This window comes from Vibrio sp. B183 (assembly GCF_000740665.1).
GTDB classification, from domain to species: domain Bacteria; phylum Pseudomonadota; class Gammaproteobacteria; order Enterobacterales; family Vibrionaceae; genus Vibrio; species Vibrio coralliilyticus.
This window is the reverse complement of record NZ_JPQB01000007.1, coordinates 41,962-58,149: the sequence shown is the minus strand read 5'-3', so window position 1 is coordinate 58,149 and position 16,188 is coordinate 41,962. Positions and strand designations below refer to the sequence as shown.

Here is a 16,188-nt window from a genome sequence, read left to right as displayed (position 1 = left end):
AGCCTTTCGTCATTTAATTAGACACTTACAGTTTAAAGCGGCCAATTTCCTGTTCTAGTTCGTGAGACAGCTCTGAAAGCTGAGCGGCTTGTGCTGCAGCATCATGAGCTTCATCAGCAAGCTCGTTTGATACATCGCGAATACCAACCGTATTACGAGTGATCTCAGAGGTTACCGAGGCTTGTTCTTCCGCGGCAGAAGCAATCTGTGTCGCCATATCGCTGATTTGCTCAACCGCTGATTGAATCTGAGTTAAGCTGACCGCTGCTGAGTCCGCATCGGTAACACTGGTGTCTGCAAGCTGACGGCTATCGCCCATAATGCTCACCGCTTTACCCGTTGTGCTTTGCAATGTTTCGATCATTTGCTGAATCTCTTGCGTCGACGCATGGGTGCGTTGGCTAAGAACACGAACTTCATCAGCAACAACCGCGAAACCGCGACCTTGTTCGCCAGCACGTGCCGCCTCAATCGCAGCATTCAGTGCCAACAGGTTCGTTTGCTCAGCGATATCCTGAATTGTGGATAGAATCGTGCTGATGCTATTACCGTGCGTTTCAAGTTCTTGGATAACATCTGTAGCGACTTGTACTTCTTGGGCCAGATTCTGAATCGAAGACTGAGTCTGAACAACTTGCTTACCACCGTGAACACACGCTGTCACCGCTTCCGTTGAGTTTTGTGCAGTGTTATCTGCATTGCCCGCAATTTCCTGGGTTGCTGCCGCCATTTCATTAATTGCAGTCGCTACCATATTAATCTCATCTTGCTGGAGACGAATACGCGCACTGCGTTCTTCAGCGTGTTCAGCAGTCTGCTTAGCTTGCTCAGAAAGTGACGCCGATACATGACTTAGCTTGGAAACCATCGCATGCATGTTGCCAACAAAGGTGTTGAAGTTCGTTGCCAATTGGCCCACTTCATCATCACTGCGAGGTTCAAGGCGCTGCGTGAGATCTCCTTCACCAGATGCGATTTCTTCAAGAGCGTGAGATACGCGTCCAAGATCGCGGAACAAGAAGCTCACTAGCCAAGAAACAACCGCGATAACAATGATTGTAATGATCGTTGCCGTCAGCAGCAGGTTTTCAAGCAATGCGGTGTGCGCCGCTTCTTCTGTTTGACGATCCATCTCAATGGCGAAAATCCACTGCGTACCAGGAACCTTTTTGAAGAAGTAGAATTTCTCCTGACCTTTGCGCTCAATGATCTCCATTGCACCTGAATTCGCAGCGTTTTCAATCGCGCTCATTGTCAGCTTTTTAGATAGCGTAGTCACAGGTTTGAGAGAAAGATCTTTGTTCGGATGTGCTAGGAATGTGCCATCTTGCGTATCAATCAGCATTGCGTAGGCATTTTCACCCGCATCTAGGTTGATAACATCATCGATAAGCTGGTCAATCAATACATCGGCACCTACTACGCCTACCAATTTGCCATTTCGACGAACAGGTTCTGCAATAGTAACCAACAGTGCGTTAGTGATCGCATCTTTATAGGCTGTGGTAATGATCTGACGACCGGCTGCGTTCGCATCTTTATACCAAGGACGAACGCGTGGATCGTAATCCGCGCGGTTGCGCTCAGGGTGGGAACGGTACATACCACCTTCTGGCGTGCCTAGGAAAATATCATCAAAGCCACCCGCTTTACGGGCCTGCTGAAGATAAGGAACAACGTCTTGCTCTTGGCTGTAATCGTTAAACGCTTTAGCAATATCCTCACGGATGGTAATCCAATCTGAAATGCCTTCCGAGGCAGCGGCAGCTAGACTTTCTGCTCTGGCATTTACGCCATTGCGAGTTTGCTGGAAAAGTTGGTCGGCAGAAAGCCAGGTCAATGCACTCGCCATTAGCACAACGGCTAATAAGCTGGCACCAATGAGTTTTTGTTTCAGTGACAGTTTCATGATAGTTAATATTGGTTGTGGAACAGACAGAAGCTGCGAATTTTATAGGCAATTTCGCATTCATGCACGCAATATTATTGAAATATTATTTACCTGTAACTATTTGTAATAACGTTATTTTTTTGGCGCCATACCTTTGTCAGAGATAATTTTATCAATTAGATATTGATGAAATTTATCACTCTCAACTTAAGCGACTGATTACCATTAATTTGTTTCTAACATGGTGATATGGGAAAGCAAGATCTCTGAATTTCAGATACAAAAAAGCCGGGTTAAAACCCGGCTTTTAAACATTAAGTCAACGATTAGTCTTGCTCGTCTGCGTTAGTATCGACATCAGCGTCTGGTGTAGATTCTGGAGCGGCTTCAGATACTTCACCTTCCTGACCTTCTACTTCTTCACCTTCAGGCAAATCAGCTTCTTCCACTTCATCAATACGCTGCAAACCTACAACGTTTTCGTCTTCAGCAGTACGGATAAGAGTAACACCTTGCGTGTTACGACCAACTTGACTAACTTCCGCTACGCGTGTGCGGACTAGAGTACCAGCGTCGGTGATCATCATCATCTCGTCGCCTTCTTCTACCTGTACCGCGCCAACGACACTACCGTTACGCTCAGAAACCTTGATAGACACAACGCCCTGAGTTGCACGACCTTTCGTTGGATACTCGGCCAGCTCTGTACGCTTACCGTAACCATTTTGCGTCACTGTAAGAATGTCACCTTCGTTAGAAGGAACAATCAGTGAAACAACCTGATCATCGTCAGCCAGTTTCATACCGCGTACACCTGCCGCAGTACGGCCCATCGCACGAACTTTATCTTCGCTAAATCGAACAACTTTACCTGCTTTAGAGAACAGCATGATGTCGCTGTCACCATCGGTGATATCAACACCAATCAGTGAGTCATCTTCACGCAGGTTAACCGCAATCAGACCATTAGAACGTACGTTCGCAAACTGATCGAGAGAAGTCTTCTTAACCGTTCCATCACCCGTTGCCATAAAGATAAACTTCTCAGGGCTGAATTCAGAAACAGGTAGAATTGCTGTGATACGCTCATTTTCTTCTAACGGAAGAATATTCACGATTGGTTTGCCACGTGCAGTGCGGCTAGCTTGCGGTAATTGGTATACCTTCAAGCGATATGTTTTACCACGGGTAGAGAAACATAAGATGTTGTCATGAGTATTAGCAACAAGCAGACGCTCGATGTAATCCTCTTCTTTCATCTTGGTTGCACTCTTACCTTTACCACCACGTCGCTGAGCTTCGTAGTCGCTTAGTAGCTGGTACTTAACGTAACCTTCGTGAGAAAGCGTCACAACGACGTCTTCGCGAGCAATAAGCTCTTCCATGTCGATATCATGGATTGCAGCAGTGATTTCTGTGCGACGTGCATCGCCGAAACCATCACGAACGGCTTCAAGCTCTTCACGGATAACTTCCATCAAGCGCTCAGTACTTGCAAGGATGTGCATTAATTCTGCGATTTCTTCTAGAAGCTGTTTGTACTCGTCAAGAATTTTCTCGTGCTCTAGGCCAGTCAGTTTCTGTAGACGAAGATCTAGAATCGCTTGTGCTTGCTGCTCAGTCAGGAAGTACTGACCATCACGGATACCAAACTGAGGCTCTAGCCACTCTGGGCGAGCCGCATCTGTACCCGCGCGTTCAAGCATTGCTGCAACATTGCCTAAGTCCCAACCACGAGCTACTAGCCCTTCTTTGGCTTCAGCTGGTGTTGGAGCGCGACGGATCAGTTCAATGATTTCATCGATATTTGCTAGTGCAAGTGCCAAACCTTCAAGGATATGAGCACGTTCACGAGCTTTGCGTAATTCGAAGATAGTACGACGAGTCACCACTTCACGGCGGTGGTCAACGAAGCACTTCAGCATATCTTTCAGGTTAAATAGTTGTGGCTGACCATTGTTCAGCGCAACCATGTTGATACCGAAAGTCGTCTGTAGCTGAGTATTAGCGTACAAGTTGTTCAGAACAACTTCACCAACCGCATCACGCTTACATTCGATGACAATACGCATACCATCTTTATCAGACTCGTCACGTAGTGCACTGATGCCTTCAACTTTCTTATCTTTAACCAGCTCAGCAATTTTTTCGATTAGGCGAGCTTTGTTAACCTGGTACGGAATCTCTGTGACAACAATGGTTTCTTTGCCATTCTTGTCTGCTTCGATCTCCGCTTTAGAACGCATGTAGATCTTACCGCGACCTGTTTTGTACGCGTCTACAATGCCTTTACGACCACTAATAAGCGCTGCCGTAGGGAAATCAGGACCAGGAATATAATCCATTAGCTCATCAATAGTGATCTCTTCATTATTGATGTAAGCCAGACAGCCATCGATTACCTCAGTCAAGTTGTGCGGAGGAATGTTGGTTGCCATACCTACCGCGATACCAGAAGCACCGTTCACCAGTAAGTTAGGAATTTTTGTCGGAAGAACTGCCGGGATTTGCTCCGTACCATCATAGTTAGGTACGTAATCGACAGTTTCTTTGTCTAGGTCAGCCAGAAGTTCATGGGCGATTTTCGCCATGCGGACTTCGGTATAACGCATTGCCGCCGCTGAGTCACCATCAATGGAACCAAAGTTACCTTGGCCATCAACAAGCATGTAACGTAGTGAGAACGGCTGAGCCATACGTACGATAGTGTCGTACACAGCGCTATCACCGTGAGGGTGATATTTACCGATTACGTCGCCAACTACACGGGCAGATTTTTTGTATGGTTTATTCCAGTCATTACCTAGTACATTCATCGCGAACAAAACGCGGCGGTGTACAGGCTTTAGGCCATCACGCACATCTGGAAGAGCACGACCAACGATAACGGACATCGCATAGTCAAGGTACGAACCTCGAAGCTCATCTTCAATGTTTACGGGCGTGATCTCTTTAGCTAGATCGCTCATAGAGCCAATATCCCTCTATTTATAGATCGTATGTACAATACGTTTAAGGTGCAAAAATATAACACACAAATTAACAGTTCGGCATTACTTTCCCTCTCCTTTTATCAGGTTGTGAGCTTGGTTGTGAATCAAATGCTGAGAAATTGCACACTCTGAATTTATCTCGCTGATTAATGGCTATATTTTCACCACCTCTTGAGAAAAGTGATCCCTTCTATGGAGAGTTGAGAGTTAAGGGTTATAATGCTGACCTGTTTCAAGGAAGTCGTTAAGTAAATAGAGTAGTTATGACCCAGTCACAAAATGTTGATCCAAACGAAATCAAAAAATTTGAAGAGATGGCCTCTCGCTGGTGGGATTTAGAGGGTGAGTTCAAGCCTCTGCATCAAATCAACCCACTACGACTGAATTACGTATTGGATAACGCGAATGGCTTGTTTGGAAAAACCGTTCTAGATGTTGGCTGTGGCGGTGGAATTCTTGCTGAAAGCATGGCGAAAGAAGGCGCAACAGTGACTGGCCTTGATATGGGTAAGGAGCCACTAGAGGTAGCTCGATTGCACGCACTGGAGACAGGTACTGAGTTGTCCTATATACAAAGTACAATTGAAGACCATGCTCGCGATAATGCAGGCAAGTATGATGTCGTCACCTGTATGGAAATGCTTGAGCACGTTCCCGACCCTCAATCTGTCATTAGTGCTTGCGCTGCATTGGTCAAGCCCGGTGGTCACGTGTTTTTCTCAACACTAAACCGAAACTTTAAGTCTTACCTATTCGCTATTGTTGGGGCTGAAAAGCTACTACGTATTGTTCCAGAAGGCACACACGATCATGAAAAGTTCATTCGGCCAGCAGAGCTAATTAAGATGATTGATCATACCGACCTGACAGAAATGGGGATAACTGGCCTACTTTATAATCCATTAACGGATAGCTATAAGCTCGGCAATAAAGTTGATGTTAATTATATTGTTCATACGCAAAAGTTTTAATAACAACACGTATCATTCATAAGTCGAACATATAGAAAGCGGTGGCATATTGCCCCGCTTTTTTTGTTATTTTTTCGCCCATTTTTGGGGCTCTGATTCCAAAATATACAGCCATAAAATCACGCTCAGAATTCCTGAAAGATCAAGGAATTTTTTTTTGTTTGTGGTTACTTATAAACCGATCTCAAAACGGTAATTTTATACAATCAATTAGACTCTAATCCCATCGGTTAGTGTCCACTTACTGAAATTTTCATTTTTGTTAGTTATCCACAAGTCATCCCAGATCTGCAACTTGAAAAGGGGCATGGATAGCACTATCTTGTAACTCGCACAGCAATGCACCCCTATATGTTGTGTTTGTACTACAATATATAGATAGACTTTGATCACAAAGCCGGAACATTTTTTACAAGAATTACACGAAAACACGGCTTTTATCAGTTTTGTTAGGGAAATTAAGCAGAATGAACCAACAACTAACCGTTACCAAACGTGACGGCCGCAAAGAAAGTATTGATCTGGAAAAGATCCACAGAGTAATTACCTGGGCTGCTGAAGGTCTAGACAATGTTTCTGTATCTCAGGTAGAACTGCGCGCTCACATTCAGTTCTATGATGGAATCACTACTACTGATATCCATGAAACAATCATCAAATCAGCGGCCGATTTGATCTCAGAAGAAACGCCAGATTATCAATACCTAGCCGCTCGACTAGCCGTATTCCACCTGCGTAAAAAAGCTTATGGTCAGTACGAGCCGCCGACGCTACATGACCATGTGTCCCGCCTTATCGACATGGGCAAATACGATCAGCACATTTTGGAAGACTATACAAAAGCTGAGCTGGATGAACTAGATGCGTACCTAGATCACAAACGTGACCTCGATTTCTCCTACGCAGCAGTTAAACAGCTAGAAGGTAAGTACTTCGTTCAAAACCGTGTATCTGGTGAAATCTACGAAAGTGCTCAGTTCCTGTATATCCTTGTAGCGGCATGTCTGTTTGCTAAGTATCCAAAAGAAACGCGTCTTGATTACATCAAGCGCTTCTACGATGCGACGTCAACATTCAAGATTTCCCTGCCAACGCCAATTATGTCTGGTGTGCGTACTCCGACTCGTCAGTTCAGTTCATGTGTTCTGATCGAGTGTGGCGATAGCTTAGACTCTATCAACGCAACGGCAAGCTCTATCGTACGTTATGTTTCGCAACGTGCAGGCATTGGTATCAACGCTGGTCGTATTCGTGCGCTGGGCTCAGAAATCCGTAACGGTGAAGCGTTCCACACTGGCTGTATACCATTCTACAAATACTTCCAAACTGCCGTTAAATGTTGTTCGCAAGGTGGCGTGCGTGGTGGTGCTGCAACCGTATTCTACCCTCTATGGCACGGTGAATCTCAGGCACTAATGGTGCTTAAGAACAACCGCGGTGTCGAAGAAAACCGTGTTCGTCATATGGACTATGGTGTTCAGCTAAACCGCCTGATGTATCAGCGTTTGGTTGAAGGCGGAAACATTACGCTGTTCTCACCATCAGACGTGCCAGGCCTATACGATGCGTTCTTTGAGAATCAAGATGAGTTTGAACGTCTGTACGTTAAATACGAAAACGATCCATCAATCAAGAAAGAATCCGTTAAAGCTATCGAGATGTTCTCTATCTTGATGCAGGAACGCGCTTCTACAGGCCGTATCTATATTCAGAACGTTGACCACTGTAATACTCACAGCCCATTCGACTCTGAAGTCGCACCTGTTCGCCAGTCTAACCTATGTTTGGAGATCGCTCTTCCAACGAAACCTCTGACAAACGTTGAAGACGACTCAGGTGAGATTGCACTGTGTACGCTTTCAGCATTCAACTTGGGTGCTATTAAGTCTCTTGATGACTTTGAAGAGCTCTCTGATCTGGTTGTTCGTGCGCTTGATGCCCTACTAGATTATCAAGACTACCCTCTACCAGCGGCATACAAGTCAACGATGAACCGTCGTACTCTAGGTGTTGGTGTTATTAACTACGCTTACTACCTAGCTAAGAATGGCGTGAAATACTCTGACGGCAGCGCTAATGGCCTGACGCATCGTACTTTTGAAGCGATTCAATACTACTTGCTAAAAGCGTCTGTAGCGCTAGCGAAAGAGCAAGGTAAGTGTCCTTTATTTGGTGAAACCAACTATGCGAAAGGTTTGCTACCAATCGACACCTACAAGAAAGATCTGGACTTAGTTTGTGATGAACCCCTTCATTACGACTGGGACGGTCTTCGAGAAGAGATCTTGACGCACGGCCTGCGTAACTCAACGCTAACGGCGCTAATGCCTTCAGAAACGTCTTCTCAAATTTCAAATGCGACAAATGGTATCGAGCCTCCACGCGGCTACGTATCTGTAAAAGCATCGAAAGACGGTATCCTGAAGCAGGTTGTTCCTGAGTTCACTGAATACAAAGATAACTATGAGCTTCTTTGGAATATTGGTTCTAATGACGGTTATCTACATTTGGTTGGTATCATGCAGAAGTTTGTCGATCAGGCAATTTCAGCCAACACTAACTATGACCCAAGCCGTTTCGAGAGTGGCAAAGTGCCAATGAAGAAACTGCTACAAGATCTGCTAACAGCGTACAAGTATGGTGTGAAGACACTTTACTACCATAACACTCGCGATGGTGCGAGCGATGACCAGAAAGACGCTGTACAACCACAAGACGACGATTGTGCAGGCGGCGGTTGTAAGATCTAATCACTAATCCGACAATCGGATTAGCAAGGCTTAACAGATTATCTGCCCCTCGCTTGAGGGGCTTAAAAGGAATTGAGGCATCATGGCTTACAGTACTTTTAACCGAAACAAAAATGACCAACTAAAAGAGCCAATGTTCTTAGGTCAGTCAGTAAACGTTGCTCGTTACGACCAACAGAAGTTCGAGATCTTCGAAAAACTGATAGAGAAGCAATTATCTTTCTTCTGGCGTCCAGAAGAAGTCGACGTATCAAGCGATCGAATCGATTACAACAAGTTACCAGAACATGAAAAGCACATTTTCATTTCTAACCTGAAGTACCAAACACTACTGGATTCCATTCAGGGTCGTAGCCCGAACGTTGCCCTACTTCCTCTAGTATCACTACCAGAAGTAGAAACGTGGATTGAAACGTGGTCGTTCTCTGAAACGATTCACTCACGTTCGTACACCCATATCATCCGCAACATCGTGAATGATCCAGGCCTAGTGTTTGATGACATCGTTGAAAATGAGCATATTCTGAAGCGTGCTGAAGACATTTCACACTACTACGACGATCTGATCCAAATGACGAATGACTACCATCGTTACGGCGAAGGTACGCATACTATCAATGGTGAAGACGTTAAAATCAGCCTTCACGAATTGAAGAAGAAACTGTACGTATGTTTGATGTCTGTAAATGCACTAGAGGCAATCCGTTTCTACGTCAGCTTTGCTTGTTCATTTGCATTTGCAGAACGTGAACTGATGGAAGGTAATGCGAAGATCATCAAGCTTATCGCGCGTGATGAAGCCCTTCACCTGACGGGTACACAGCACATGATCAACCTTCTACGCAACGGCCAGGATGACTTCTCATTCATGCAAATTGCTGAAGAGTGTAAGCAAGAGTGTTTTGACCTGTTTAAAGATGCGGCTGAGCAAGAAAAAGAATGGGCGGAATACCTGTTTAAAGATGGTTCAATGATTGGCCTGAACAAAGATATCCTTTGCCAGTATGTTGAGTACATCACTAACATCCGTATGCAGGCAGTAGGACTGGATGCCGCTTACCCAGAGGCAACATCTAACCCGATTCCATGGATTAACGCTTGGTTATCTTCAGATAACGTACAGGTAGCACCACAGGAAGCAGAGATCTCCTCTTACCTTGTTGGTCAGATTGACAGCGATGTACAAGCGGACGACTTCAAGGACTTCGAACTGTAATGCCCAACATAAAAATCAACGGTATTACTGCGATTCAGTCTAATCCTTCAAACACCATCCTAGAGACGATGGAACAAGCGGGGATTGAACCTGAATATAACTGCCGAGATGGCCACTGTGGTGCATGCCGCTGTAAGCTCGTCAAAGGTGAAGTAGAATATGTTGGTTTTGCGATGGCGTACACTCAGAGTGATGAAATTTTGCCTTGCATCTGTAAAGCAAAGTCAGACATTGAAATTGAAGATGTCAACTATTCCCTGAAGGAAAAACGCGCATAAATATGCAAATTATAAAAAGCCCGGCTAGCATTGCCGGGTTTTCTTTTATTATTTAGGCACGAATCTGAATACCGGATAAGAACTCATCGGCGGTCAACATAGACACTGCTTTGTCGGCAATCTCTCGCCCATCATCGTCAAATAGGGACAAGCGATAGCCTAATGAATTTTCTTGATTTTTTTCTTCCGGAGCATGAAGCCACATAGAGATAACGTCCTGTTTATCATCACTAAGTGCTTCTCCCAAAACAACTTTCTGACTCGCCACCTGATACCAAACCATTATTTTTGAATGATGGAACATGCTAACCTCCCTGAGCAAAACCTGCGACGAACTATCATTTTAAGCACAATTGCAACAAATGCACGTTGCAATTAGGAGACAAAGTTGGCATCTATTTAAAATCATCCATTTAAGCTATAGATGATTTTCTTCTAAGAAATAATTATGAAAGCATGCGAGTAATAAGAAACATATTCATTCACTTATTACTGCATGCCACTCGGTAGGAGTTTGACAGATATTCGGCTCTGTTCTAGCCAGAAATAACGTTTTGAGGGACATACATTTCTTTGTCCCGAGTTAGTGAGCTGTAGTTAGGAAACATGGTTTTGCCTGACAAATAACGCCTTAACATGTCCGCAGCCACCGTGGTAATAATCGTGGTTTGATCTGCTCTAGAGAAATGACGATTAAAGGTCAACGTCTGCCCCCACTCACCTTCTCTTGCAGAAATCGCTACTGAGAATGTGCGTTCTTTAACTTTTCCCGTTGCAATCGCTACATCGGTCGCACATTTATCTTTCGTGGCTCCAGCTAAAGCAAATGCAGCCGCTAAGTCATCGTTATCGCTATTACCGACATCGACTTTATTGCCCAAAACCCAGCCATGTCCGCAGTAGTCTGCCGCTTCTTCGTTGGAGTGAAGCCATAATGATAAGTTACCGTGTGTAGACTGTTCTGCGGTTGAAATTGACCATTTCTTCTCGAGAATCAAATGACCAACATTGTCTTGCATAGACTCATCAACACTCACTACGTTACTTTCAATCAAGTTGTAGACTAGCTGGAGTAACTTAACGCGATTGTCCAAGTCATCCTTAGGGCCAAACAGCTTGACCTCAATGTAAGGCATGTAGGAGCGGTAACCTAAAAAGTAGCCTTCTGGAAGTTGTACTTTGTCCAGCTTATCTGAAAGCGCAGATTCAGAAGTGCCAAAGGTATGTAGCTTACTGCATTCATAACCAACAACATCACTGTGATTTTGTTTGAGGTGCGGAATAATTTGCGCTTCAACCATTAACTTAAATTCACTCGGTACGCCAGGCGTAAAGTAAAAATCACACTCATTGAAATTCACTAAAAATCCGCAGGCCGTACCCACTGGGTTGTCTAGCATGAGTGAGCCTTTCGGAAGCATCGCTTGCTTGCGGTTGCTTTCCGGCATAGGAAGCCCTCTTGCGGCGAAAAACTGCTCCAGCCTTTCTAACCACTCAGGGTAAAGCTCCAACTCAGTCTCTGACGCCTGAGCTGCCGCTTCGGCACTCAGGTCATCGGATGTTGGGCCAAGTCCACCATTCACAATCACTACATCGCAGTTGAAGCTCAGCATCATCAGCTCTTCCACCAACGCTGACTGACTATCACCAACGGTTGAACGTTTCGACAGGGAAAAACCGTGCTGAAAAAACTTTTCAGACAACCACGCCGCATTGGTATCAACGATATCGCCGTGAAGCACTTCTTCACCGGTACTTAACATCGCTATTTTCAACATAATTATTTTCCTTTTCAGGAAACCTCTGGTCCTGAGTCACAAACATGAACAATCAAACTGATCATTTTCATTGTTTGAGTGTTTTTTAGAAACTAAGTTTCTTAATTAGGACAATTTCCGGTTTCCATTCCTCTTGCTTTGGTGGATAATTGTGAGCCTGATCATTATTAGAAATAGACTGTGGAGTTTATCCGTGTACAAAAAACACATCACCGCTTTGATGTTGTCGGCTTCTGCTTGCGCCAATGCCAATACCTACGATTCTCCGAAACACATTGAGTTTTCATACACCGCAGATAACACAGAAAACTACAGTCTTTTCAGCAACTCTTATTCTTATAAGCCTAGCAATAGTTATGCCTTAGGTTTAACTGAAAGCGAATTAAAACTGGAAGAGCCTGAGTTGCCTAAATACCTCACCGTACAAAGTGAGAAAGATTGGGACTACCTTAAAGGCCAAACTTACACGATTTTGGGTCTTAGTGTTGCGACCGTAGGCCTGATGACTCTCCTTCCAGAATCTATTACAAAATGGGATGAAGAAGACCGCGATTTGAGTGGCTTAGGCACTAAGTGGAAGGATAACGTAACCTCAGGGCCGGTTTGGGACCGAGATGACCATTTCCTAAACTATGTGATGCACCCTTACTTTGGTGGTGTTTACTATACAGCAGCCCGTCACGCTGGCTTCAATGAATTCGAATCTTTCCTGTATTCTGCAACTCTGTCGACCTTCTTCTGGGAGTATGGTGTTGAGGCTTTTGCTGAAGTTCCTTCTTGGCAGGATCTGTTCATTACGCCTTTCTTCGGGGCTGTTGTGGGTGAGATGATGTTTGAGGCTGAACAAGAAATCGTTGCGACTGGTGGTGAAGTCTGGGGCTCTCAAACCATGGGTGATGTAACCTTATTCTTCCTTAACCCTGTTGGTCACATCCACGGGTGGGTAAGCGATGCTTGGGGCGGTAGCGCAGATTTCCAATACAACAGTAAACCTTGGTTTGGTAACCAAGACGCAGCGAAGTTTGCAATGGATGCTGGCGCTAGCTATGACAGCGTATTTTATGGTGTCGAGATGAAAATCAGTTTTTAATCTGACACTTGAGCAAAGAAAGCGGCAGCGAATTGCCGCTTTTTTTGTGTCTGCCATACCATAATGGTCAAGACAATCCGCTATCAGGTCAAAAACTTGACCTGAATCAAACCTAACTTCCGCCCTACTCCTACACTAAATTTAGCCCTATAAAAAGAATTGCTTGCATTTAGGAGGCCCGTTATGAATAGCACTTTTATCGTCAATTTCGTCGGTAAAGCAACACCTGCCACAATCAAGCAGCTGGCGGCTATCACTCATGAAAATGGAGGGAAGTGGCTGATCAGTAAAGTGAACTTTATCGAAGATCAAGTCGCGGCAGTCATCAAAGTCGAATTGCCAGAGGAAAAAGCGGAGTACGTTAAAGAAGCGTTTCGCAGCCATGACGACCTGCTGGTCCAGTTTGTCGATTCAGATAGCCACACACACAATGCCGATGCCATATATCAGGTCCGATTAGACTCCAATGACCGAGCTGGCATTGTTAATGAAATTACGCATGTTTTGGACAATCAAGGCATCAATATTCTGGATATGGACTGCCAACGAGTGTTCATCGCAGGTGGTGGAGGCGTGAGTTCCAGCTTGTTCACGGCGAATATCGCATTGAAATTACCGACCGAAGTTCAGATAGACGATGTAGCCAAAGAACTCGAAGCTCTCAGTGAAGATACACGAGTGATGGTTGAAGCGTAAAAAAAGAGCAGCTTATTCGGCTGCTCTTTTTTATTGGGCTACTCGACGCTCCACTGTGAGAGCGAGCGTTTGAAATCTGAATAGTCGAACTCATTTAACTTCTGAATTTCACCGCCTGAGCGTTCACAGTACACGGAAGGCATTCTTAAACCGTTAAACCAGTTAAGCTTCACCATTGTATAGCCCGCACTATCTAAGATATGTAGACGCTGACCTATTTCCAAAGGTTTATCAAAGCTAGCTTCACAGAACTGATCACCCGCCAAACATGAACAAGAGCCAATCACATACTCATGTGCACCTTTATACGAAGCTTCTAGAATAGAAGCGGGTTCATTGTAAATTAGCGTATCCAAGCGATGAGCTTCCGTTGCAGAGTCTACAATCGCTGTCTTTTTAACATTCTCAACGATATCCACCACGGTCACAACCAAGTCTGTTGTCTTGGTAATGATAGCTTCACCCGGCTCAAGGTACATCTGAACACCGTGCTTCTCAGAAAACGCTTTAAGCGCTAAGCCAAGTTTTTCGATGTCGTATCCCGGCCATGTGAAAAACACACCTCCGCCCATACTGACCCAGTCAAGCTTATCCAAGTAGTGGCCAAACTGCTCAGAAATAGAGTCCAGCAGATCGATAAACGCGTCGACGTCTTTGTTCTCACAATTCATGTGGAACATCACACCATCAATATCTTCAAAGACTTCTGGATCAATATGGTCCGCTTGCACACCAAGGCGAGAAAACTGACGTGCTGGATTTGCTAAATCTTGCCCTGCATAACTCACACCTGGGTTAAGGCGTAAACCAAGCGAAGCCTTTCCTTCTACTATGTGACGATACGCAGCCAATTGATTTTGTGAGTTAAAAATCATTTTGTCGCAAATATCAGCCACATCACGTACATCATCCTCACTGTATCCGACACTGTACGCGTGAGTTTCACCACCAAAAGTTTCATGCCCCAGTTTAACCTCGAATGGGCCAGAACTCGTTGTACCATCTAAGTAAGGCTTGATGATGTCGAAAACACCCCATGTAGAAAAACACTTCAACGCCAATACCAACTTCACACCCGAGATTTCCTTGAGTTGCTTGGCTTTTTCTAGATTTTCGACCAACTTATCTTCATTGATCATAAAGTATGGTGTTTTCAGTTCGTTTTTTTGCATTTTATATTCTGACCTAATTACTACCGTAAAAATCGAACAAAGCCGACACTAGTGCATCGGCTTAATCTTATAAATCCAAATTAAGAACAATAAGTGCTTACTTTAGTTTGTGGATAACAGGTTGACCCGGCTCTAGTTCCTGAACATGCCAATCAAGACCAATGCTTGGCATAGTCTCAAGGAATGGGTCTGGATTTAGCTGTTCCATATTGAACACACCTTTATCCGCCCACTCACCGCGGAAGAACTGAAGTGCAGCGGTGATCGCTGGTACACCTGTGGTGTAAGAAATTGCTTGATGCTCAACATCTTCGTACGCGACTTCATGATCAGCGTTATTGTAGATAAATACGCTACGCTGCTTGCCATCTTTCGTACCCTGAACCCAAGTACCGATACAAGTTTTACCAGTATAACCCGGAGCAAGAGAAGTTGGGTCTGGCAACAGTGCTTTAAGTACATGTAGAGGCTGTACAACCGTACCATCGTGAAGCGTCAGCGGATCTGGGCTTAGTAAGCCGATGTCACGCATGCAGTTGAAGTAGTTTAGGTATTTGTCACCAAAGCCCATCCAGAACTCGATACGTTTAGCTGGAATGAACTCTTGCATAGAACGAACTTCATCGTGCGCCATAGAGTACACTTTGTGCTTGCCCACTAGCGGGAATTCAAACTCAAGCATGCGCGAATGACACGGAACCTGTTTCCACTCTTCATTTTCCCAGTAGAAAGAATCACCTTGGATTTCTAACATGTTGGTTTCTGGGTCGAAGTTGGTTGCGAACTTCTTACCGTGATCGCCAGCATTCACGTCCATTACATCAATGGTGTCGATTTCATCAAACAGATGCTTCACTGCGTAAGCCGCAAATACCGAAACCACGCCCGGATCGAAACCAGCACCCAAAATACCTGTGATGCCCGCTTCAGCAAACTTCTCACGGTAGCCCCACTGCCAATCGTAAGCTTGAGGAACTTGTTGGCCTTCAGAACATAGATCAACAGCAACAGAGGTATCTAGGTAGTTCACTTTTGCTTGGTAACATGCTTCCATGATCGTCATGTTAACCCAAGGAGGGCCTGCGTTAATGACAAGGTCAGGCTGAACTTCTTTAATAAGAGCAACTAATGCATCAACGTCATCCGCATCAACAGCACGCGCTTCCAGTTTCTTCGATGGGTCTTTCAGGTTGTTTTTCTTCTGAATAGATTCGATGATTTTTTCACACTTGCTCACGGTACGCGATGCAATGGTGATGTCACCCAGTACTTCGTTGTTTTGCGCAGCTTTATGTGCAACTACCCAGCCAACGCCGCCTGCACCAATCTGTAGAATTGCCATAGTTTTCCGTT

The 16,188-nt window shown here is 44.7% G+C and carries 12 protein-coding genes; 6 read left to right on the top strand and 6 right to left on the bottom strand.

Features of this window, described 5'->3' with window-relative positions; all coding sequences use genetic code 11:
* Window positions 1-25: 25 nt before the first annotated feature.
* Together IX95_RS09055 and gyrA are read right to left on the bottom strand one after the other, a co-directional pair.
* Complete coding sequence (locus IX95_RS09055; RefSeq protein WP_038158957.1) at window positions 26-1,909, bottom strand: methyl-accepting chemotaxis protein; 1,884 nt, start codon at window positions 1,907-1,909, stop codon at window positions 26-28.
* A gap of 308 nt (window positions 1,910-2,217) precedes the next feature.
* A complete protein-coding gene (gyrA, locus tag IX95_RS09050) occupies window positions 2,218-4,860 on the bottom strand; it encodes a DNA topoisomerase (ATP-hydrolyzing) subunit A (protein WP_019275132.1) in 2,643 nt (880 codons plus the stop codon).
* Between the two features lie 287 nt (window positions 4,861-5,147).
* On the opposite strand from gyrA, the gene ubiG reads away from it, so the two are divergent.
* From ubiG to yfaE, 4 genes are all read left to right on the top strand, one after another.
* The gene (gene ubiG / locus IX95_RS09045) at window positions 5,148-5,855 is read left to right on the top strand and encodes a bifunctional 2-polyprenyl-6-hydroxyphenol methylase/3-demethylubiquinol 3-O-methyltransferase UbiG (RefSeq protein WP_038158954.1); all 708 of its coding nucleotides are present in this window, start codon (window positions 5,148-5,150) and stop codon (window positions 5,853-5,855) included.
* Window positions 5,856-6,322: 467 nt separating this feature from the next.
* Window positions 6,323-8,605 carry a class 1a ribonucleoside-diphosphate reductase subunit alpha gene (gene nrdA, locus IX95_RS09040; protein ID WP_038158950.1) on the top strand — a complete coding sequence of 761 codons (2,283 nt, stop codon included), beginning with the start codon at window positions 6,323-6,325 and terminating at the stop codon, window positions 8,603-8,605.
* 82 nt (window positions 8,606-8,687) lie between these two features.
* On the top strand, window positions 8,688-9,821 hold the full coding sequence (gene nrdB / locus IX95_RS09035; RefSeq protein WP_006962487.1) for a class Ia ribonucleoside-diphosphate reductase subunit beta: 1,134 nt from the start codon (window positions 8,688-8,690) through the stop codon (window positions 9,819-9,821).
* A complete protein-coding gene (gene yfaE / locus IX95_RS09030; protein WP_006962489.1) occupies window positions 9,821-10,099 on the top strand; it encodes a class I ribonucleotide reductase maintenance protein YfaE in 279 nt (92 codons plus the stop codon). The genes nrdB and yfaE overlap by 1 nt, the downstream gene beginning before the upstream one ends.
* 52 nt (window positions 10,100-10,151) lie before the next feature.
* Here the strand turns inward: yfaE and IX95_RS09025 are convergent, their stop codons facing one another.
* Entirely contained in the window at window positions 10,152-10,403 is a 252-nt protein-coding gene (locus tag IX95_RS09025) for a hypothetical protein (RefSeq protein WP_006962492.1), read from the bottom strand.
* Window positions 10,404-10,635: 232 nt separating this feature from the next.
* The gene (locus IX95_RS09020; RefSeq protein WP_006962494.1) at window positions 10,636-11,877 is read right to left on the bottom strand and encodes a CinA family nicotinamide mononucleotide deamidase-related protein; all 1,242 of its coding nucleotides are present in this window, start codon (window positions 11,875-11,877) and stop codon (window positions 10,636-10,638) included.
* 193 nt (window positions 11,878-12,070) lie between these two features.
* Here IX95_RS09020 and IX95_RS09015 point away from each other — a divergent pair, with 193 nt between their 5' ends.
* Together IX95_RS09015 and IX95_RS09010 are read left to right on the top strand one after the other, a co-directional pair.
* On the top strand, window positions 12,071-12,967 hold the full coding sequence (locus IX95_RS09015) for a DUF3943 domain-containing protein (RefSeq protein WP_038158947.1): 897 nt from the start codon (window positions 12,071-12,073) through the stop codon (window positions 12,965-12,967).
* Window positions 12,968-13,150: 183 nt separating this feature from the next.
* Window positions 13,151-13,663, top strand: a complete 513-nt coding sequence (locus IX95_RS09010; protein WP_038158944.1) for a glycine cleavage system protein R — start codon at window positions 13,151-13,153, stop codon at window positions 13,661-13,663.
* Window positions 13,664-13,701: 38 nt separating this feature from the next.
* Here the strand turns inward: IX95_RS09010 and nspC are convergent, their stop codons facing one another.
* Window positions 13,702-14,835, bottom strand: a complete 1,134-nt coding sequence (gene nspC, locus IX95_RS09005; protein WP_038158943.1) for a carboxynorspermidine decarboxylase — start codon at window positions 14,833-14,835, stop codon at window positions 13,702-13,704.
* A 97-nt stretch (window positions 14,836-14,932) separates the two neighbouring features.
* Entirely contained in the window at window positions 14,933-16,177 is a 1,245-nt protein-coding gene (locus IX95_RS09000; protein WP_006962502.1) for a carboxynorspermidine synthase, read from the bottom strand.
* Window positions 16,178-16,188 lie beyond the last annotated feature (11 nt).